The organism is Mucilaginibacter sp. OAE612, from assembly GCF_041806395.1.
Classification (GTDB): Bacteria; Bacteroidota; Bacteroidia; order Sphingobacteriales; family Sphingobacteriaceae; genus Mucilaginibacter; species Mucilaginibacter rubeus.
In genome coordinates, this window is record NZ_JBGMUW010000001.1 from 6,272,411 (window position 1) to 6,293,111 (window position 20,701).

At 42.3% G+C, this 20,701-nt stretch carries 15 protein-coding genes and 1 tRNA gene; 6 read left to right on the forward strand and 10 right to left on the reverse strand.

Going from position 1 to position 20,701, the window contains the following annotated elements; all coding sequences use genetic code 11:
* Window positions 1-24 precede the first annotated feature (24 nt).
* Window positions 25-97 (reverse strand) — tRNA-Gly (locus ABID99_RS26245).
* Between the two features lie 74 nt (window positions 98-171).
* Between ABID99_RS26245 and ABID99_RS26250 the strand changes: the two genes are divergently transcribed.
* Window positions 172-684, forward strand: coding sequence for a gamma carbonic anhydrase family protein (locus ABID99_RS26250; protein WP_176626284.1), 513 nt, complete (start codon window positions 172-174; stop codon window positions 682-684).
* On the opposite strand, the gene ABID99_RS26255 is transcribed toward ABID99_RS26250, so the two are convergent.
* The 4 genes from ABID99_RS26255 to ABID99_RS26270 all read right to left on the reverse strand — a co-directional run bounded on the left by ABID99_RS26255 (window position 674) and on the right by ABID99_RS26270 (window position 7,240).
* Window positions 674-2,314 carry an Ig-like domain-containing protein gene (locus ABID99_RS26255; protein ID WP_373615590.1) on the reverse strand — a complete coding sequence of 547 codons (1,641 nt, stop codon included), beginning with the start codon at window positions 2,312-2,314 and terminating at the stop codon, window positions 674-676. The genes ABID99_RS26250 and ABID99_RS26255 overlap by 11 nt on opposite strands.
* A gap of 115 nt (window positions 2,315-2,429) precedes the next feature.
* Entirely contained in the window at window positions 2,430-4,292 is a 1,863-nt protein-coding gene (gene mnmG / locus ABID99_RS26260; RefSeq protein WP_373615591.1) for a tRNA uridine-5-carboxymethylaminomethyl(34) synthesis enzyme MnmG, read from the reverse strand.
* 429 nt (window positions 4,293-4,721) lie between these two features.
* Window positions 4,722-6,587 carry an ABC-F family ATP-binding cassette domain-containing protein gene (locus ABID99_RS26265; RefSeq protein ID WP_373615592.1) on the reverse strand — a complete coding sequence of 622 codons (1,866 nt, stop codon included), beginning with the start codon at window positions 6,585-6,587 and terminating at the stop codon, window positions 4,722-4,724.
* Window positions 6,584-7,240 (reverse strand): oxidoreductase, encoded by a 657-nt coding sequence (locus tag ABID99_RS26270; RefSeq protein ID WP_373615593.1) that lies wholly within the window; start codon window positions 7,238-7,240, stop codon window positions 6,584-6,586. Before ABID99_RS26270 ends, ABID99_RS26265 begins: the two co-directional genes overlap by 4 nt.
* Window positions 7,241-7,324: 84 nt before the next feature.
* Here ABID99_RS26270 and ABID99_RS26275 point away from each other — a divergent pair, with 84 nt between their 5' ends.
* From ABID99_RS26275 to ABID99_RS26290, 4 genes are all read left to right on the forward strand, one after another.
* Window positions 7,325-8,035, forward strand: coding sequence for a pirin family protein (locus ABID99_RS26275; protein ID WP_090532748.1), 711 nt, complete (start codon window positions 7,325-7,327; stop codon window positions 8,033-8,035).
* A gap of 98 nt (window positions 8,036-8,133) precedes the next feature.
* The gene (locus ABID99_RS26280) at window positions 8,134-8,913 is read left to right on the forward strand and encodes an ABC transporter permease (RefSeq protein ID WP_090532750.1); all 780 of its coding nucleotides are present in this window, start codon (window positions 8,134-8,136) and stop codon (window positions 8,911-8,913) included.
* 1 nt (window position 8,914) lies between these two features.
* Window positions 8,915-9,706: an ABC transporter ATP-binding protein gene (locus tag ABID99_RS26285; RefSeq protein ID WP_090532752.1), complete on the forward strand. Its 792-nt coding sequence runs from the start codon at window positions 8,915-8,917 to the stop codon at window positions 9,704-9,706.
* Window positions 9,703-10,533, forward strand: coding sequence for an MlaD family protein (locus ABID99_RS26290; protein ID WP_373615594.1), 831 nt, complete (start codon window positions 9,703-9,705; stop codon window positions 10,531-10,533). Before ABID99_RS26285 ends, ABID99_RS26290 begins: the two co-directional genes overlap by 4 nt.
* A 107-nt stretch (window positions 10,534-10,640) precedes the next feature.
* Here ABID99_RS26290 and ABID99_RS26295 read toward each other — a convergent pair whose 3' ends face one another.
* The 5 genes from ABID99_RS26295 to ABID99_RS26315 form a co-directional block, all read right to left on the reverse strand.
* Window positions 10,641-12,134, reverse strand: a complete 1,494-nt coding sequence (locus tag ABID99_RS26295; protein WP_188833763.1) for an MAC/perforin domain-containing protein — start codon at window positions 12,132-12,134, stop codon at window positions 10,641-10,643.
* Window positions 12,135-12,502: 368 nt separating this feature from the next.
* Window positions 12,503-13,396, reverse strand: a complete 894-nt coding sequence (locus ABID99_RS26300) for a hypothetical protein (RefSeq protein WP_373615595.1) — start codon at window positions 13,394-13,396, stop codon at window positions 12,503-12,505.
* Between the two features lie 65 nt (window positions 13,397-13,461).
* Window positions 13,462-14,694: a family 16 glycosylhydrolase gene (locus ABID99_RS26305; RefSeq protein WP_373615596.1), complete on the reverse strand. Its 1,233-nt coding sequence runs from the start codon at window positions 14,692-14,694 to the stop codon at window positions 13,462-13,464.
* A gap of 41 nt (window positions 14,695-14,735) precedes the next feature.
* A complete protein-coding gene (locus ABID99_RS26310) occupies window positions 14,736-16,613 on the reverse strand; it encodes a glycoside hydrolase family 30 beta sandwich domain-containing protein (RefSeq protein WP_373615597.1) in 1,878 nt (625 codons plus the stop codon).
* A gap of 626 nt (window positions 16,614-17,239) precedes the next feature.
* Window positions 17,240-19,492: a transglycosylase domain-containing protein gene (locus ABID99_RS26315; protein WP_373615598.1), complete on the reverse strand. Its 2,253-nt coding sequence runs from the start codon at window positions 19,490-19,492 to the stop codon at window positions 17,240-17,242.
* A gap of 115 nt (window positions 19,493-19,607) precedes the next feature.
* On the opposite strand from ABID99_RS26315, the gene ABID99_RS26320 reads away from it, so the two are divergent.
* Window positions 19,608-20,696, forward strand: coding sequence for an Mrp/NBP35 family ATP-binding protein (locus tag ABID99_RS26320; RefSeq protein ID WP_373615599.1), 1,089 nt, complete (start codon window positions 19,608-19,610; stop codon window positions 20,694-20,696).
* Window positions 20,697-20,701: the final 5 nt, after the last annotated feature.

The following is a 20,701-nucleotide window of genomic DNA, read 5'->3' on the forward strand; positions in this document are numbered from 1 at the left end:
ATGAAAAAGAGCCTTTAGTGAGTGAGCGAAAAACGGGATTCGAACCCGCGGCCTTCAGTTTGGGAAACTGACGCTCTACCGACTGAGCTATTTTCGCTTATTTATAATCAAACATAAATAAAATTATTCAAATCACTAATCCATTAAATCAATAATTCACTAATTAAAGATATGCCAGTAATACTGCCCGTAAAAGATAAAAGCCCGGTTTGGGGTAAGGATTGTTTTATTGCCGAAAACTGCACTATAGTAGGGGATGTAGTGATGGGTGATAATTGCTCGGTATGGTTTAACGCGGTGATCCGTGGTGATGTGCATTATATCAAGATTGGAAATAATACCAATATCCAGGATGGTGCAGTAATTCATGCCACTTATTTAAAAGCGCCAACTAATATAGGTAATCATGTTTCTATTGGGCATAACGCGCTTGTACACGGCTGTACTTTACATGATCATACGTTGGTAGGCATGGGCGCTATTGTGATGGATCATGCGGTTGTAAATGAGTTTGTGATCATTGCTGCAGGCGCTGTAGTACTGGAAAACACCATTTGCGAATCGGGCTATCTGTATGCCGGCATCCCTGCAAAAAAAATAAAGCCCCTTACTGATGAGCAAAGGGCTATGCTGAAGCAGCTGCCTCAAAATTATATCATGTATTCGGGCTGGTTTAAGGAGTAACTTTTTCCTTCGGAATAGTCACGGGCTCCTCCGCTTCCCAGTTTGGCCTCAGGGTGATGAGCTTTTCATTTAGCCAGATATTTTCGGGTTGTCGCTTCAACCTTACGTTCCCGCTGTCCCATTTGCCGTTTTTATTTTCGTCGTAAATGATCCTAACATAATATTTAGCGGCCAGGATCCCTTTATATGCCAATGAGGTATTTTTGGTAATAGGGTCGCTTTGAATTAATTTTTTGTCTTCACTTAATAATTCAACCACATAGGCCTTGGCGGTATCGGGCACAGTTAACTTCACTGTAAGCTGGCTATAATTATCCAGCTTATTGATCTGGAATTTTTTAGATAAGCGTTTGTTTTTATCGCCATAAATATCCGTCAATGCACCTTCATTGAGTATCAGCTCATATTTACTGGTTTCCCGCCATCGGTATTTTAAATTGAGCAGTTTATAGTTGCCTGTATCTTTTTGGATGGTGTAATCACTTGTAGCTACAGAATCTTCGTTTAGGGTAATTTGCGATTGGTCGAAGTTTTCGATAGGGATGCTTGCCGTGATCACCAAATTGCCGCCGGGTTTTAATTTACTGTCATTACCCATGTTATAGCTTGTTGTTACAACACGTGTAAAGCTTTCATTTTTACGTTTAAGCTGATAGATGGTATCTATAGGCTTGCCCTTGTCAAATATGGCCACACGCAGGGAGTCGAAGTTCATATTACGCAGATAAACAGATGCTGTATCTTTTGTACGTGAAAACGATACCTGTTTTCTATCATCCACATTGGCAGGATAAATTACTTTGATAGCCGGCTGTGTTAGCCCTTTATTAAATACCAGTAATAACTTACCATCAGTATCAAAGCGTTTTTCGGATACCCTGAATTTTTCAGGATCTTGCTTGAATAAGTTTAATTGGACGTTCGAAGTATCGGCCCGGAGATGAATTGGTTTTTTCAGGAAAGCGATCAGCTCTTCATCGCGGTTGAAAATTTTATCGGGGCTTGCTTCTTTTAAGGCATAGATGCGATAGTCATCTTCCCTTAAATTATTCAAAGCGAAATTTCCTGACGAATCGGTGAGGGCAAAAATAGATGGCTTTTTTTTTCCGAAGAGTGTGTCCTGCTTCACCGGGAAAATAAATACCAGTACATCTTTCTCTTTTTCCTGGGTGAGGGTATTGGTTACCGTACCGCTGATGCTCAGTGAATCGATGTGGCTGCCGGTAGAAAAAACATAAGTGAAATTTTTAAGGATGTTACTTTCATTCACATCTTGTATTGACTTTCCAAAGTTGATAACGTAGGTAGTATTTTTTTGAAGGCTGTCTTTAAACTCAATTTTTAATTTTCTTTTGTTTGATGAATACTCGGGTGGCTTCTCCATGGCTGGGCTCATGCTGATCTCCTGGTAAGCATTAGTGAGTTTGATGAATTCGTCAAATTCCAGGTCGATTTGTTTGGCAGCAAAATTCCGGGTTTTATTTCCGGGAATTGCCTTCACCAATTTGGGCGGGGTCTGGTCGCGCGGCCCTCCTTGCGGTGGTTGTTGGGCTGCGCATCCAAAAATGAACAAAACAATAAAAATCAGTATTGAATTTTTGTAAAAAATAGCCGTTTTTGTGTTTAACATAGTTTTTAGGCGATATAAGCGATTTTTATGTTTTTATGAGAAGTACTATTAAAAATTAAAAATAATTGATTTTAAATGACTTTTTATAATTAATTAATTATCAGATATTTACGTTTTATCTCGATACATGAACCATCAAAACTGAAATATCCGAGGGTGAAACGCCGGATATTCGGGAAGCCTGGCCCAAAGTGCGTGGTTTTATCCTCATCAATTTTTCGCGCGCTTCTTTGGAGAGCGATACCAATGTGTGATAATCAAAATTTGGATTGATCTCGCGGTCTTCCATTTTTTTCATCCTATCAACTATCTCCATCTCCTTGATGAAATAACTCTCATATTTGATTTTTATTTCAGCCTGCTCAATAGTTTCTTTATCGTAGGCCGAAAGTAACTCGGCTAAAGGAGCGTCGGCAGTTTTAAGATCATTAAAGGTTACCTGCGGGCGGCTCAATAAATTGAATAGTTTGGTGCTTTGCGCAAGCGGACTCGTACCCAACTCTTCCATCAGGGTGTTAACTGTTGATGGATCGATGGACTTGTTTTTGGTATAAGCTACAATATCATCAGAGTTTTTAATCTTTTGATTTACTTTTTCTAAACGCTCGTCGCTGATCAATCCTAATTCATGACCCATAGGAGAGAGCCTGATATCGGCGTTATCCTGGCGTAATAAAAGTCTATGTTCAGCCCTTGAAGTGAACATGCGGTAAGGCTCTTCGGTACCTTTGGTTACCAAATCATCTATTAAGACACCGATATATGATTCTGCTCTTTTCAGGATCAATTCATGTTTATCATTAATTTTTTGGTGAGCGTTGATGCCTGCAATGAAGCCTTGTGAAGCTGCCTCTTCATAACCGGTAGTACCATTGATTTGCCCAGCGAAGTATAGGTTGCTGATCTGTTTAGTTTCTAAGGTTAAACCTAATTGTGTAGGAGGGAAGAAATCGTACTCAATGGCATAACCCGGCCTGAACATTTTAGCGTTCTCAAAACCCGGAATCCTGGTGAGTGCTTTGTATTGTACATCCTCAGGTAAGGAGGTGGAGAAACCATTTACGTAGATCTCAACAGTATTTAAACCTTCCGGTTCAACAAAAATCTGGTGGCGATCGCGCTCAGCAAACCTGTTAATTTTATCTTCAATTGAAGGGCAATAGCGTGGACCTAAACCTTTGATTCGACCTGTAAACATGGGTGATCTTTCAAAGCCTTCTTTCAAGGTTTCGTGTACATTGGTATTGGTATAGGTAATCCAGCAACAACGTTGTTCTTCTATAAATGGTACGTCGGTAAAGGAAAATTTGCCTCGTACTGGGTCGCCCCATTGCTCTTCCATCAAGCTGTAGTTAAGGCTTCGGCCATCCACACGGGGTGGGGTACCGGTCTTCATTCTACCTGCTTCAAAGCCTAATTCAACCAATTGCTCGGTTAAACCTGTAGCTGCTTTTTCACCTGTGCGACCTCCGCCAAATCTTTTTTCGCCTATATGGATCACGCCGTTCAGGAAGGTTCCGTTAGTTAATATAACAGCATCCGCTTCAATTTCGATACCTATGGAGGTACGAACACCTGCTACAGTATTGTTTTTTACAAGCAGAGAGGTGACGGTGTCCTGCCAAAAATCAACGTTAGGGGTACGTTCTAATGATAAACGCCACTCTTCGGCAAAGCGCATACGGTCGCTTTGAGCACGCGGGCTCCACATTGCGGGGCCTTTTGACTGGTTAAGCATCCTGAACTGGATAGATGTTTTATCAGTTATAATGCCCGAATATCCACCCAAAGCATCTATCTCCCGCACTATTTGTCCCTTGGCAACACCGCCCATTGCGGGGTTGCAGCTCATTTGTGCAATGGTACCCATATTCATGGTTATCAGCAAAACTGATGAACCTAAGTTGGCAGCGGCAGCGGCAGCTTCACAGCCTGCGTGCCCGGCACCTACCACTATTACATTATATTTCTTAAACATTTTATCCTCCTTGTTCCACTTTTGGTAAGTCTTGAGTTGCAGGTTTTAAGTCTTATGTTGACTTAATGGTACTTCAATTCAAGTTTGTTCCACGTGGAACTTTAATTTTATTTACGTTGATTTTCTCGTTGGTACTTTCAACTTACTGTTTAGAATTTCAGACTTAACTGCAAAATTCCCTCAATTAAACAGATGTTCCACGTGGAACCCTGAATAATGATATTAAAGCTACAAACCCCCAAACGCCCTCTAACACCACAAAAGGGTAGAAATTTACCATATATGATGCATAGCAACAGGTGCCTGCGCCAATAAGGTTTAAAAGGCTGTACAGCTTGCTTTCGGTAGGTAGTTTCTTAGTTAAATTTAACAGAAATGCTATTAAAAGTATAATTACTCCTATTGATGCTATAATATCCGACGCCTTCATTATCCTTCGTTTAGTTCGGTTAATTCCATCCAACGGGCGCTTTTATCGTCCAGTTGCTTGTTTAAAACCTCTATTTGCTTTAATAAATCATCAAGCTTTTTAGGGTCGATGCCCGAAGCGTTCAGTTGTTCGTTTTTATCTTTTATACTTGCCTCAATGGCGTTGATCTCATCTTCAATGTTTTCTAATTCTTTGGCTTCTTTATAGCTTAACTTGCTCTTTTTAGCTGCAGGTGCTTGTGTTTGCATTACAGCAGCAGGTTTTTTAGCTTGTTGTTTGGCTTCTTCCAGTTCAAGCCTGTACGATGAGTAGTTTCCATTAAAGATGCGCACGTGACCTTTTTCTTCCATGATGAAAAGCTGGTCGGTTAGTTTATCCAACAAATACCTGTCGTGCGATACCATCATCAATACACCTCCGTAGTTGGTTAAAAACTCTTCCAATACATTTAAAGTGTCGATATCCAAATCATTGGTGGGCTCATCCAGTATCAGAAAGTTCGGGTTCTTCATCAGGATGCTCATTAGCTGCAAGCGTTTCTTTTCACCACCGCTTAGTTTGGATATAAAACCATACTGTTTGGCAGGAGGGAAGAGAAACAAGGTAAGCAAAGCAGAGGCTGAAATGGTTTTGCCATCGGCCATGGTAATAAATTCTGCAACGTTCTTTACAATATCAATTACGCGTTCGTCTTCCTTAAAAGTAATGCCTGCCTGATGGAAATAACCTATTACAGTTGTTTCTCCTTTTACTACAGTGCCTTTATCGGGTTGTAAAGCGCCTGTGATGATATTTAAAAGGGTTGATTTCCCGCTGCCGTTTTTTCCGGCTAAACCAATCCTGTCGCCTTTTTTAAATATATAACTGAAGTTATTGATATAAGTATTACCATTGAATGATTTGTACAGGTGATCCATTTCCATGATCTTATTACCCTGGCGTGATGTTTTAACACTTAGTTCAACCTTATCGCGGATACCACCATTCTTCGTCTTTTCTTCCAGGTCATAATACGCATCGATGCGGGCTTTTGATTTAGTACCACGTGCCTGCGGCTGGCGGCGCATCCATTCCAACTCTTTCCTTAACAGGTTGGAGTTTTTCTGAAATGCCGCTTCATCTGCTGCTTCACGCTCGGCTTTCTTTTCAAGATAATAACCGTAGCTGCCATTGTAAGGCTGGATCTTGCCACGATCAATCTCTAAGATCTCGTTACATACGTTATCCAGGAAATATCTGTCGTGCGTAACCATCAATATGGTTTTGTTGCCTTCGGTCAGTAATTTCTCCAGCCATTCTATCGTATCAATATCCAGGTGGTTGGTAGGCTCATCCAGTATATAAACTTCCGGGTCTTCAATAAGCAGCTTGGCTAAAGCTAAACGTTTCTTTTGCCCGCCCGATAGGGTAGTGATATGCTGATTGAGGTGGTGGATATCTAACCGGCCTAAAATAGTTTTGATTTTGTACTCATACTCCCAGGCATCAACCTCGCTCATCTCTTCCATTACCTTTTCAATGGCTTTGGTATTTTCCGGATCATTCTCCATCAGTTCCTCATACCTGCGGATCAGTTGCTGCTGCACATCATCGGCATGAAAAATATAATCGCTGATGGTAACCGCGTTTTTAAAGTTTGGGTCCTGCTCAAGGTAACCCATGTTAAGGTCACGCGCTTGCACTACTTTACCTTCGGTAGGTTTTATAGTGCCTCCTAATATTTTTAGAAGGGTAGATTTGCCGGCACCATTAACGCCTACAAGCGCAACCTTACGGCCACGGTTAATACCTATGGTTACATTTTTAAATAACCAGTTGTCATGAAATTGATGGCCAAGGTTCTCGGCAGAAAGATAAGTACTCACGATATTTGTTTTATTTTATCCGACTCGTATATAAATACACCAGTCGTTTGTTTTGTTGATTGTAGATACATGGCCATGGCAACGGTTGAGGCATCAATGCTTTGGTATTTTTTCCAGTTTCCAAAAAGCAATGGATTTATAACTTTCATTAAGCCGTTTAAAAACTTTTCCATTGGTCGGCTTTCCTGCCTGTCGCCGGCTAAAAAAGATGGCCTGTAAATATGAATAGCGGGGATACCCGTAGCTGTGATATCAGCTTCAGTTTCTCCTTTAGTTTTCGTATAGAAATTAACACCATTTATATCGGCTCCAATGGAGGACACCAAATGATATTGTTCAAGCCCGTTTTGCTTAGCCAATTGTGCCAGTAATAACGGATAATCATGATCTATCTTGCGATAGACAGCCAAATCAGGAGTTTTCTTTTTAGTTGATCCTAAACAGCAAAACAAAGCGTGGCCATTCAGCTCGTTTTTATATGTTTCGGGCTGCTCAAAGTCAATAACAAGCTGTTTTAATTTATGATGTTGTAGTGGTAATTTTTTTCTTACCAGGATCAATACTTCATCATAATAGGCTTGTTCCAATAAAATTTGCAGGAGATGACTGCCAATAAGTCCGCTTGAGCCTGCAATAACAGCTTTTTTTGCCATTACTTATTGATTTTTTGCAAAAATACGCATAATTAAATTGTGGAATAAATGTTGTGTGTTTAAACATGTAATTATATAAGCAATATGAAAACAATATTTTATCCCGAATCAGAACGGGGACACAATGATATAGGCTGGTTAAAAGCAAACTTCTCATTCAGCTTTGCATCATATTATAATCCTGAGAAAATGAATTTCGGAGCGCTGCGCGTTTTGAATGATGATATTATTGCTGCGGGCCGCGGTTTTGGAAGCCATCCGCATGATAATATGGAAATTATCACCATTCCTTTAAAAGGAGGGTTACAACATAAAGATAGTATGGGCAATGCCGGGGTAGTTAATGCGGGTGAGGTACAGGTAATGTCGGCAGGTACCGGTGTATACCACTCAGAGTATAATGCCTCGCATACAGAGGAAGCAAATACCCTGCAGATCTGGCTTTTTCCTAAAGCAAGAAATATCCAGCCCCGTTACGATCAGATGAGTTTTAAAGACCGTTTTAAATTGAATGAGCTCACTACGCTGATCTCGCCGGAAAAAAGCGAAAACACCCTTTGGATAAACCAGGATGCCACATTTTCGCTGGGTGAGTTTGAGGCAGGGCAAACAATAAATTATGATATTAAAACAAAAGGCAATGGCGCTTACATTTTTGTGTTGGATGGAGCGGCTAAAATAAACAGCCAGGTTTTAAACAAAAAAGATGCGCTGGGCGTTTATGATACAAGTTCACTTACAATTATAACCGAAGAGCCCTCCCGTTTCCTGATCATTGATGTACCGATGTCATAATCAGTATTTAGCCTGAATCCATAAAGTGAATATTATTGAAAGTTCAAAAACAATTGAGCATTGCTTTGTTGTTGTTTACAATTATTTAAGATTCACTGATGGAAGCACAGCAGGAACTAAGCGGATGGAGAAAATGGCTGGAAGGCATAGGCGACTATGTGGTGTTCTTCTCACGTTTTTTCCGCAATATATTTACCGGCGGCTTTGAATGGTCGGAGTTTGTAAGGCAATGCTATGAAATAGGCTACCGGTCTATGATGCTGGTGGGCATTACCTCCTTTATTATGGGCCTGGTGCTTATTTTGCAGCTCAGACCGTCGCTGGTAGATCTCGGCGCCGAAAGCATGTTGCCTAAAACCCTTTCGGTAGCCCTTGTGCGCGAAATTGGGCCTGTTATTACGGCTATTATCTGTGCCGGCAAAATAGCATCGAGTATTGGCGCCGAGCTGGGCAGTATGAAAGTTACCGAACAGATTGATGCTATGGAAGTATCAGGTGCAAACCCCGTCCAATACCTGGTAGTAACGCGCATACTGGCAACCAGCTTTATGATTCCGCTATTAACCGTTATAGGCGATGCTATTGGGCTTTTTGGTGGTTTCCTGGCGCTCAACTTCACCGATAGCATTAGTTTTTCCCTCTATTTCAATAAATGTATAGCCTCGCTCGATTTTTCGGATCTGCTGCCTGCAGTTGCCAAAACGGTGCTTTTTGGGTTTGCGGTTGGTTTTGTGGGATGTTATAAAGGTTATCACTCTGATAAAGGCACTGAAAGTGTAGGCATAGCTGCAAACTCGGCCGTGGTAACTGCCTCGTTGTGGATTTTTATTATTGATGCGATAGCCGTTCAGATCACCAGTTTGTTATTTTATAAATGAGATGAAAGAAACAAACCAACATACTGAAGACGAAAAGGAACTATCAGCTCAAAAAAAAGAAGTGGTGATCCGCGCTAAGGGGATCAAAAAATCCTTTGGTAAAAAGCAGGTGCTTAAGGATATCAGTTTTGACTTAAAAAAGGGTGAAAATATCGTTGTACTGGGGAAATCAGGGCAGGGAAAATCGGTTACTATTCAGTGCGTTGTAGGTATGTTACAGCCCGATGGCGGCAGCCTGGAAGTATTTGGTGAAGATATTACCACGATGGACGATGATGAGCTTAAACAGCTTAGGATAAAGATAGGCTTCCTTTTTCAGGGCGGTGCCTTGTATGATTCCATGACGGTAAGGGATAACCTGGAGTTTCCGCTTACCAGGGTATTGAAGCTCAAAGACCAGAAAGAAATTAATAAAAAGGTTGAAGGTGTACTGGATGCAGTTGGTTTGCTCGATGCCATAGATAAAATGCCGTCAGATCTGTCGGGCGGGATGCGGAAAAGGGTAGGACTGGCCCGTACACTGATCGTTAACCCCGAAATTATGTTGTATGACGAGCCCACTACCGGGCTTGATCCCATAACATCCCGCGAGATCAGTGAACTGATTAACCGGCTGCAACGGAAGTATGAAATATCATCTGTCATCATTACCCACGACATGGAATGTGCCCGCATTACGGCCGACCGGATCCTGGTAATGGATGATGGTAAATATATAGCCGAGGGCTCGTACAAAGAGCTCGAAAAATCAGACAACGAAATGGTCAGATCATTTTTTAACGTATCAGCATGAAAACCACATCATCTCAAAAAATAAAAATAGGCCTGTTCACCTTTTTAGGATTGGCAGTGCTGTTGGTAGCTATTTTTTTAATAGGTAACCAAAAAAGCCTGTTCAATTCTACCTTTCATGTTTATGGACGGTTTAAAAATGTGAGCGGCCTGCAGGTAGGTAATAATGTACGCTTCGCGGGTATTAATGTGGGAGTGGTACAATCTATTAATATCGTGACCGATAGCTCGGTACGGGTGGACCTTACACTGAATAAAAGCGTTAAAAAGTTTATAAAAAAAGATTCGAAGCTGAGCATAGGCAGTGATGGTTTGATGGGGGATAAGCTGGTGGTAATTGCACCCGGCGGTATTGTTAGCCACGAGGAGATTGAAGATGGCGGCCGTTTAAGTTCGATAAACCCGGTCGACGTAGACAAGATCATTAATAACCTTACCCGCGTGGCCGATAACGCCGAATCATTAACCGAAAATTTAACCGGCATAGTCGCCAAGATTAATAATGGGCAGGGCAGTATTGGCCGCCTGTTGAACAGCGACAAAATGGCGCGCGACCTGGAAGGCACTGTTAAACAGGCCCGTACTACTATCAAAACAGTCCATACTACAACCAATACGCTTAATGAGGACCTTACCGCGGCCCAGCATAACTTTTTGTTAAGAGGTTTCTTTAACAAGAAGAAGAAGCGTGAACAACAAAGGCAGGACAGCATTAAAAAAGCCCAGGAGAAGATTAAAGAGGATAAGGAAAAAGCAGCGAAAGAAGCCCAAAAGCAAAAGGAAAAAGCAGCTAAGGAAGCTGCTGATAAGCAGAAGGATGGTAATTGATGATATAGAAAGGCAGTTAAGTTTTAATAAAAAAGGCGTCATTAAAGATTTCTCTAACGCCGCCTTTTTATTAGGAATTGAATTTTAAGTAGTTTCCAAATAGAGAATTAGTATAAATCTGGTTTTATAACAAACTTTTCCCACGGACCAGGGGCTTGTTTCGTGCAATTAATTTTTCCGCCACCGTTTGCCAAAACGGAAGTAACGCCTGTACCGTCCATTCTTAAGTAAGTGCCAGGAAAGGCCACTGATTGGATAACATATGTACCATCACTCTGTTTTATTACATTGAATTTTTCATACGGACCAACTGAATTTTGAAGATTTACAATGCCTCCACCCTGAGGGCCGGTTGGTACACCTGAGCCATCCATTCTTAAGAACAAGCCAGCAAATGCATTTGATTCAATAGTGTAAGTTCCGTCACTTTGTTTTGCAAACAACATTTTTTCAAAAGGTGCGGCAGTGAACTGACAATTGACAGTACCGCTACCAGAGGTGCTCGAAACGTAATTTGTACCATTTAATCTTAAATACACATTGTAAAAGGCGTTCGACTTAACGGTTGCCAGCGTATTTGATAAATGAACATGTTTGTTTGCTAAATATTGGTCAATATAGTTTTTAACCGCAGTACTTTTAGCAGGATCATCAATAAGATCGGATAACAGAATTATGTTTGTTGCACTGTTACCCAATTGAATAAAAGCAGCATTTTCTCGAGTACAGCTACTTTGCCAGTTTGCTATGCTGATTTTTGGAGCTGAATTATCCAGCACAATTTCGCCGAATAGCCCCTTAGTACCATCGCCTCCGACTGTTTCATAATATATTGTTTGATCAAAATTTGAATTTATCAGCGAATCTTGGTAAGATATATTAGTAGATGCTCCAAAAATTCCAAATAAACCTTTAGCTTCTGCACCTGCTTTTACAGACAAGGCTCTGTCTTTAATGGTGGTTTGAGAACGATAATATAAACTCAATTTAGCACCTAAAATAATATCTGTTAAAACGTGTGTACCATACTTAGTAACAAGCTGCTGAGGAGTCATGCTATTCACATCAGATTTAAATACAGGAGTTAAATAAGTTGACTTTATCAGGCTTAATGGAGCATCAAATCTTAGCCGTTTTTGTCTGATTATTAATGAGGCGTCTGCATATGAATACTTCGAAGATAAGGAACTGAATTCATGAAACTTTTCACTAACTGTACCACTAAATGCGCCCACTGTTAAGGATGCACCAGTAGAATACGAAAGGTTTTGTGAATAATCTTCTGCAGTTGAACCCGAATGAGACTCTGAGTATTGTGTAACATTTAAGTCGGTCACGACCCTGTTTGATTCTGCCTGTGCAATTTTTGCAATATCTACAACCTGATAGGTGGTTGAGTTTGAACTTGCATATTCACCGGTCACATCGTAGCCAAAACCCAACAAATCATATAGGGGATCACCTGCTGATTGAGTTGTTAGTTTTTTAGGTTTAGTGGATTGATTAAGGCTAAAATCGTTTTTCTTGCAGCTGGTGAAGGTTGAAGTGATCGCAATCGCAGAGCAGGTAATTAACAGCTTGAGATTTAGGTTTTTTTTCATATTTATTATAATGTTTAAGTTGGCGCAAACTTATATTATAAAATTCATATTTCACAATAGTTAATAATATATTTAATCCTTGATTAATTATTGATGAATATGCCTCTTTTTAAGAATAGAATTGCGGGTTTTTATTCATAAATATTTGACTGTAAATATTTTATATTTATAATTTCTTATGGTTTATGCTCGATTGAAAGAAAACTTTTTTGGAAAATATTTTATAATTTAATGCTAATCCGGTTGGCGTTGATATCATCTTCGAAAATTACTACCTTGTAAGTGCCTCACTTAAGGACGGGATATAGGCTGTTCAAATTAAATGACTATCCCAATTGGTCATCGCTTCAATGTGCCACGTGGAACACTTATAAATTGAATGTTATTCCCCCAAACACCCTAAAGCCATTTCTATACGCACCGTTCATCTGTGTTTTATCCACCTCGCCGCTGTTGAGATAAAGTTCATCGGTACCATTACCTGTTTGCCAGTGCAGGTATCCACCACCAGCCTGGATAGCTACGTGATTTGTGATTGAATACGCCAACGCGCCGCTCATATTTAACCCATATCCATTAGCATGGTGCCGGTAGCTAACCGGGTGCTGAAAAGTGGTGATGAGGTTCCAGTTGCCCTGGGCATTATAACCTACCTGGTTGTAGGTGATATCGGCATTAACCTTCAGCTTTTCAGTGAGTTTTAAAGATGCAAGGGCTTTGATGAATACGCCTTTCCATTTAGTTTGGTAGCTGCTGTTCAAGTTCGGAAAGCGGTTACCACTACCATATAAATAAAGGGATTGCCGGTTATCGCTGTATCCTGCGTAAGGTATAAAGCTAAATTGTTCATTATCAACTAATTTGTAACCTGCACCAAGCGCCCAACCCTGTGTGCTCCCCTTGCCAGCATCAAATGTTTCATTATAGGTATTACCGGTACGGTTATCGGTGCTATAGTCCGAATCATTTACCGAGCCCGAGGTGATAAACTGCCGGGCGTAATCTGCATAAATGTTAAATCGTTGATATACATTATATTGTAAAGAAGCAGCAATGCTTTGCCCGCTCAGCTTTGTCCATTTCAGTTCCGAAAAAACATTGGGGCTTTGACCATTGCTATTGCCGGCTATCGACCAGTGAAAATTCTCTTTCTGATAGCTATCGGTAAGATTAAACTCCAATTTGTTTCTGCCCGATTGGGCATATAATGTACGCAGGCCTATTATTAACCACAGAAAGCAAAAGCCGGTAAATTTTTTCATGGCAGGTTTATATAGCAAGTAAGCCTGCCCTTTTAAAAAGAGCAGGCTAAATATATCATTTTAAATTATTGGTTTACGCCAAAAGCTTCCCAGCCCGATGCCGTTGCACGGTTACAGGTCATAGGTTGCGTACCATTTTCGCTGGAAATAAACTTGCCGTTGTTGCCCCTGAATGTAATTTTACCATCGGTGGTAGGCACCCAGTCAAATTTTTCCCAGTCGCCTATAGTAGTACGGTTACAGGTAATGGCTTGTGTACCGTTTTCGCTTGATACGTATTTACCCATCGCCTGAAGAGCAACTTTACCGCCCCCGGCATCAACTACAGTAAATTGCTCCCATGCTGATGCAGTAGCACGGTTACAATTCATGGCTTGTGTGCCATTTTCGCTGCTAACATATTGGTTATTAAAACCTTTTAAAGTGATAGTTTGACCAATAGGAGGGTTTGTACTGCTGCCCGACAGGTCATAAACCCGTACATAATCAATCACCATGTTGCAAGGTAAGGCGCCATCGTTAATGGTATTACCGGGCAAATCGCCGCCGATGGCCAGGTTAAGGATAATAAAGAACGGATTATGAAATGCGCCGGTATTGTTGATATTATTGGCAATATTACCGGTTACATACAGCGTATTATCCACATACCAGCGAATAGAATTGGTATCCCACTCAACCGCGTAGGTATGGAAACCTGTTGGCGTTGTGGTGGTACTGCCGCCATATTGTACGTGGCCGCCGTTGTTGTACCAGTGCATAGTGCCCAAGATGGTATTGGAGGTGTTTACCTGCTCCATAATGTCAATTTCGCCGCATTGCGGCCAGTTTACCGTACCGATGTTTGCGCCCAGCATCCAGAAGGCGGGCCATGTACCTTGTACTGCCGGCAGCTTAATGCTTGCCTCAATACGACCATAGGTAGGCTGGAATTTACCTGCTGTAGTCAGTTTGGCCGATGTATAAGGCTGGCCTCCAACGGATTGCTTGCGGGCAGTAATGGTAAGGAAACCGCCTGATACCGTGGCGTTTGCCGACTGGTAATATTCCTTTTCGTTATTAACGCCGGGGTTGCCGTTATCAATGTTCCAGTTGGCGGTGTTAACGCTGGTGCCGTTAAATTCGTCGCTCCAAAGCAATGTGCCTGCTCTTGGTGTGGTGCTTGAACTGCCTGTTTTTTCATCGTTTGTTTTAATGGAAGGTGATGGTCTGTTCAAGTCCTTGCTGCAGGACGAAATTAAAAGCATTAATGCCGATGCAGTAGCGGCACTCTTCGCAAAATTTAAAAGTTGTTTCATAATGATAGTATTGGTGAATAATTAATTGGTTTTGCAGGTAATTACTGGTTTACACCAAAAGCCTCCCAGCCTGACGCCGTTGCACGGGTGCAGGTCATGGGTTGTGTACCGTTCTCGCTGGATATAAATTTGCCGTTATTGCCGCGGAGGGTAACCTTGCCATCGGTTGTGGGGATCCAGTCAAATTTTTCCCAGTCGCCAAAAGTTGTGCGGTTGCAGGTTATGGCCTGTGTCCCGTTTTCTGACGATACGTATTTATTCATGGCCATCAAAGCTATTTTGCCCCCACCGGCATCAACAACGGTAAATTGTTCCCATGCTGAGGCGGTAGACCGGTTGCAATTCATGGCCTGCGTGCCGTTTTCGCTGCTTACGTACAGGTTATTAAAGCCTTTAAAGGTAATTATTGAACCTATGGGCGGGCCTGATGCTGAACTTTGGGTGCCGGTCCATTTAAAGGTTGCTACAGCGCCCGCCGCTAAAGTGTAAGTAAAAGATTCCGCGCCCCATTTAACTTTAAAGCTTACGCTTGATGAGCCATTGTTAAGGGCGATAAGTACTTTGCTGCCGTCAGAATTTTTGAAGGCCACGTTTTGGATACTGCCCGATAAATTGGAAGAAATCCGCACAGCGCCCGGGCGTATAAACCGCGATGCATGACCGATAATGTAATAGCCAACATTTCGGGTGATAGAAGTACCGCTAACAGTGATACCTCCCAAACAGGTACTGCAGCCGCCCGGTGTATGCGGGTTGTTGTTTGGGTCGGAGGCCAGGTTCCATTCCAAAACATTGCGGCTCCAGTTGCGGGTAGCACCAATAATGAGTGTATTAACATGCCATGACAGATCGCCGCCAAAATTGCTTGGTGCGCCAACCCATTGCTCGGTGAAATAAACGTTTTTGTTGGGATAGGCGTTGTGCACATCAGTTAGTGAGCTGATATTGCCCGCATACAGGTGAAAGGCCGATCCGTCAACATAAGGGTTAGCGCCGCCATCAGCTAACACGGTTTCGGGATAATCAATCCTGTCGGTGTTGTGGTCATAGGCAATGATCTTGGTTTGAAAGCCTGCCGCCCTGATTTGTGGGCCGAGGTTGTTTTTAATAAAATTGGCCTGCTCGTTCGGCTGCATTACCATACTGGGGTTATTGTATGGGTTAAGCGGTTCATTTTGAGGGGTAATGGCATCAATGGTAATCCCCTGTGCCTGCATGGCCTGCAGGTATTTTACAAAATATCGGGCATAGGCGTCATAATAACCTGCTGCTGTATTGAGGCTGCCGCCTGTGTAGCCGTTATTGCCCGTGGTGTTTACCTTCATCCAGGTAGGGGCTGTCCATGGGGTAGCTATAATTTTGATAGATGGGTTTATGGCGATGATCTTTTTCAGGATCGGTAGCAGGTCCTGGTTTTCGGCGCTGATGCTGAAGTTGTTCATGTTAAAATCGCCGGCGGTTTGGTTGTAGGTGAAATCGCTTGAGCTAAGATCGGAAGCACCGATGCTGATCCGGATATAGCTGATCCCGATCTGGCCGTTAGCTGTGCCGAAAAGCTCGTTAAGCACATTGGTTTGGTTGGCGCCAAGGCCGTTAAGTAGTCCGGCACTGCCCCCGGTTAAAGTAAAGCCGAAACCGTCTATTCCCTGGTAGGTTTGGTTTTCGTCTACTGTAATAGTTGTTGCATTAGTACCGGCATCGGCACCAAAATTAAAGCTGGCTTGTGCCTGTAAAAGCTTTGATTGATCGGCAGTAGTAACCCAGGCATTCACTACTTCGTTAGCGGCCCGTGCTACGGTGCCGCTTGTTTTTTGATTGGGTGCTTCGTTGTTGTTCACATTCTTTTTACAAGAGTAAAAAGCAGCGGTGGAGAGCAGGGTGAGGACTGCGAACCGCTTTAATTGGTAATTGATTTTCATTGAGTTGTTTATTAGTTGATTGATATTCAAAAAAATATCACATAAGCCCCTATGCAACAATTTAATATTTGTAACAATATTTAACTGTTGCTTAAGAATATCAAAGCATTGGTCAGGGTAAATACGCCCGACCGTTACTGTTTTCCATGAAGCAGGTTTATGCGTAGCTTAAAATTGGCATTACAAATCTACAGTAATTTAAACGGATCAATCAAGAAAAATGTTCATAATTAATTGATTTATAGTGTATTATGTATAATTTAATACGCTTGCATCACAGTGTTAAAGAGGGCAAAAATTAGTTTAAATAGCCTGTGCAACGTTTCTGTTGCGATGAGATTTTTTTTGTGATACGCTTACTTCGCAATTAATTTTAAGTAAAAAAGAGAGGGAAGGGTAGCCTCAGACTATATATGCGCGGATATATTTAGATATGAATTAGTCTGCAAACCTTTTAGGACTGTACCGTTGCTGGTTGAGGTATCATATTAATTTTAACTTTTCCAAAAAGCACAAGTCATCATCTCTCATGCCAGCCGTACGAGACTTGCGTCAAAAAGGGGAAGACGCAAAAACGGACATTCTGCCAAGCAGAACGTCCGTTTTTGCGTCTCGTTTACGCTCACTTATGGCATCTTATCTTTCAATTCTTTTTCCTTTTCCCGTTCTTCGTCCTTCAGCCGCCGTTTTTCCTGCCGTACTTCTTTTCGTGTCCGGCCGCCGGTGGTATCAACAGCTTCAATCTTGAGTTTATATTCGGCTTTCAGTGCTTCTATCTGGGCTTTGAGCTGCTCCTTTATTGTTTGTTCTTTTTGTTTCAATTTTTCCTCGGCTTTTTCTTCGGTGGTATCTTTTTTACCAAAAAGGCGCTGGAAAAAGTTAGGCCTTTTTACAGGCTCTTCAACAACTGGTAAAATACCATCGTCATCTGCTCCGCCTTGTTTCATAAGGCTATCGGCAGTAGCAGTATCAACAGGGGCAATCTGACGGCGCAGGCCTTCCCTTAACCGCACTTCGTAAAATCCGTAAGCATTGGTATCCCGGGCGGTATAACCCTTCATAGCCATCAGTTTACCAATCAGGTTAAAGTAGCCATGCAGTCCCGGTCGTAAGGTGCCATCAGGCTGAAAGGCGTACAAACCGCCTTTAGGGTAGGGGACAATGCTGGCCAGGTAAATGCTTTCTCCCAAACTAAGCTCAGACGGCGATTTGCCAAAGTAATAATGCGAAGCCTCGCCGATACCGTAAATATTACGGCCCCATTCAATAATGTTAAAGTAAACCTCCAGCATCCTGTCTTTGGTCATGATGCGGTTATTTTCAATAAGCCATACAATCAGGATCTCCTCTATTTTGCGCGACAGGGTTTTCTCCCGGCTCAGGTAGGCGTTTTTAACCAGCTGCTGTGATATACCGCTGCCGCCGCGTTTGTATTTTTTTGTTTTAAAATCGGTAGCTATTGATTTACGGATGGCCTCCATTACAAAGCCATGATTGGTGTAAAAAGATGGATCTTCAGCTGTCATTACCGCGTTTCTCAAATTGGGCGAAATTTGCTGCAGCGGCGTAAATTCCGGGTTTTCGGGGCCTATCAGGTGCGGGGCCATTGGTTTGCCCTTTTCATATGGTGTATAAACAAACGGGCTGTTAAGCTTGGTTAAATCGGTACGTCCAAATTTCAGGATCCGGAAATTATCTTTATCCATGCCCGAGTCAAATATCAAATCGTCGGGTTTTGATGAATCCATGTAAAAATTCATGTGGTAATTCAGCTTGCCCGCAACCTGGATGCCGTCAAGGGCGTCAAACATCCCCGTAGGAAACGAATCGAAAATATCAGCCGCATTAAGCCAGCCGGTATTGAGCTTCAGCTCATAAATTTTTACCGGGTTAAGTGTGTACTTAACGTATGGGTGCGCCGTTAATTTTTTAATATGGATAAGCGAAGTACTATCAATAGATATATAATTAGTGCCTACTTTAACATCGGCATCAATAGCAGCCTCGGGTAATACAATATCAGTAGACGAAATGCCCGGATGGCGAATAAGCAGGTTTTTAACCGACCATGAACCCGAGATCCTGGTTTCCCCGCTACTGTGATCCTCCTCTGTAAGTTTGGTTTGCAGCGTATCAAAATTAAGCTTCAGGTTAAATTTCTTTTCGATGATAGGCAGCTCTACTTTTTTGCCATCGGCATAAAGCATTACGTCGATATCCTTATCGGACGGATGCATTTTGCCGGCGAAATGCCAGGTGGCTTCCCCGTCATTAACTTTTATGGTTGAGCTCAGTTGCCCGTCTTTGATTAGGGCTGTTTGCGCTAAAAGTTTAAGTTGATCGCTGTCGCTCTTAAAACTGATCCTGAAATTATGGAGCGATAAGTTATCCGGGATCTTATAAAGCAACTGGTTGATCAGGTTATCGGCAAGGTGGCTCAAATCGGCTTTGGCATCGGTGGCTGTCGAGTCCTTTTTCTTTTTGAAAAGGAAATCGAAATTCTTAACCCCGTTTTTATTAACAAGGCTAATGAAGCCATCCTGCAATACCACATCTGATAGTTTTACCTCACCAAGCACCAGGGGCATTATCCGTACACTTACCACAAAATTTTTGATGTTCAGCAAGCTATCGCGGCCATCCGGTACGATGCTGATATCCGAGAATGAAACGGTGCTGAGGCCCGTAAACTTTGCCGATCCTATTTTTACATCTAAATTATAATCCCTCTTTGCTTTTAATTTAGCTTTGTCAATGGCTTTTTCGAGCAGGGCTCCACGTTTTGAGTAGGCAACATATCCGCCGATAAGCAGAATAAGAATTAAGGGAACGAGAATGTATGCGGCTATGCGTATATATTTAGGATTAAGGCGCTTCATTTGTTAATTTTATCCAAAACTAAACTAAATCTTATCCCCTGCAAACGGTTGTTTTTGCAAATTGTTTCCTGATAAACTTAATCAACCACCTGTTTTCATAAATTTGCCTCATATTATGACAATTACTAAAGAACAAGTTTTACAGGCACTGGGCAATGTTGAAGAGCCGGATCTAAAAAAAGACCTGGTAACGCTCAACATGATCCAGGATATTCATATTGATGGCAACAACGTTAGCTTCTCGGTGATCCTGACTACGCCGGCCTGCCCGCTTAAAGGCATGATTGAGAATGCCTGCCGTAATGCTATCCTGCATTTTGTAAGCAAAGAGGCCGTTATCAATATCAACATGACCTCGCGTGTAACTACTCAAAAAAATACCGGGGTTCCGGGCGTAAAAAATATTATTGCCGTAGCTTCGGGCAAAGGCGGGGTTGGTAAATCAACTGTAGCGGCAAACCTTGCTTTGGGCCTGGCAAAATCGGGCGCAAAGGTGGGAATGATCGATGCTGATATTTACGGTCCTTCGGTGCCCATTATGTTTGGCCTGGAGGGTGCCCGCCCAATGGCCAGCCAGGTTGATGGCAAAACCCGAATTGAACCGATTGAAAAATACGGGATCAAATTACTGTCGATAGGTTTCTTTACCGATCCTAATCAGCCGGTGCCATGGCGCGGACCGATGGTATCTACCGCTGTAAAACAACTGTTCAATGATGCCGACTGGGGCGAGCTGGATTACCTGGTGATCGATCTGCCGCCGGGTACAGGCGATATTCACATCACGGTAACGCAAAGCTTCCCGGTAACGGGCGCTGTAATTGTTACCACGCCGCAAAACGTGGCCCTTGCCGATGCTAAAAAAGGTATTGGTATGTTTATGATGCCGGCTATTAATGTGCCTATACTGGGGGTGGTTGAAAACATGTCGTACTTTACACCTGCCGAACTGCCCGAAAACAAGTATTACATATTTGGTAAAGGAGGGGGCCAAAAACTGGCGGCGCAACTTGATGTTCCGTTCCTGGGCGAGATCCCGCTGATTAAAGGCATCAGTGATTCGGGCGATGCCGGCAAGCCGACGGTGCTTGAAGAAGATGGCCCGATGACCGCTGCTTTTGTGAAAATGGCCGAGCGTGTTGCCCAGCAGGTGGCCATATCAAATGCCAAAGCATTGAGTGCAGAAAATATTGTAAATAATTAATAACT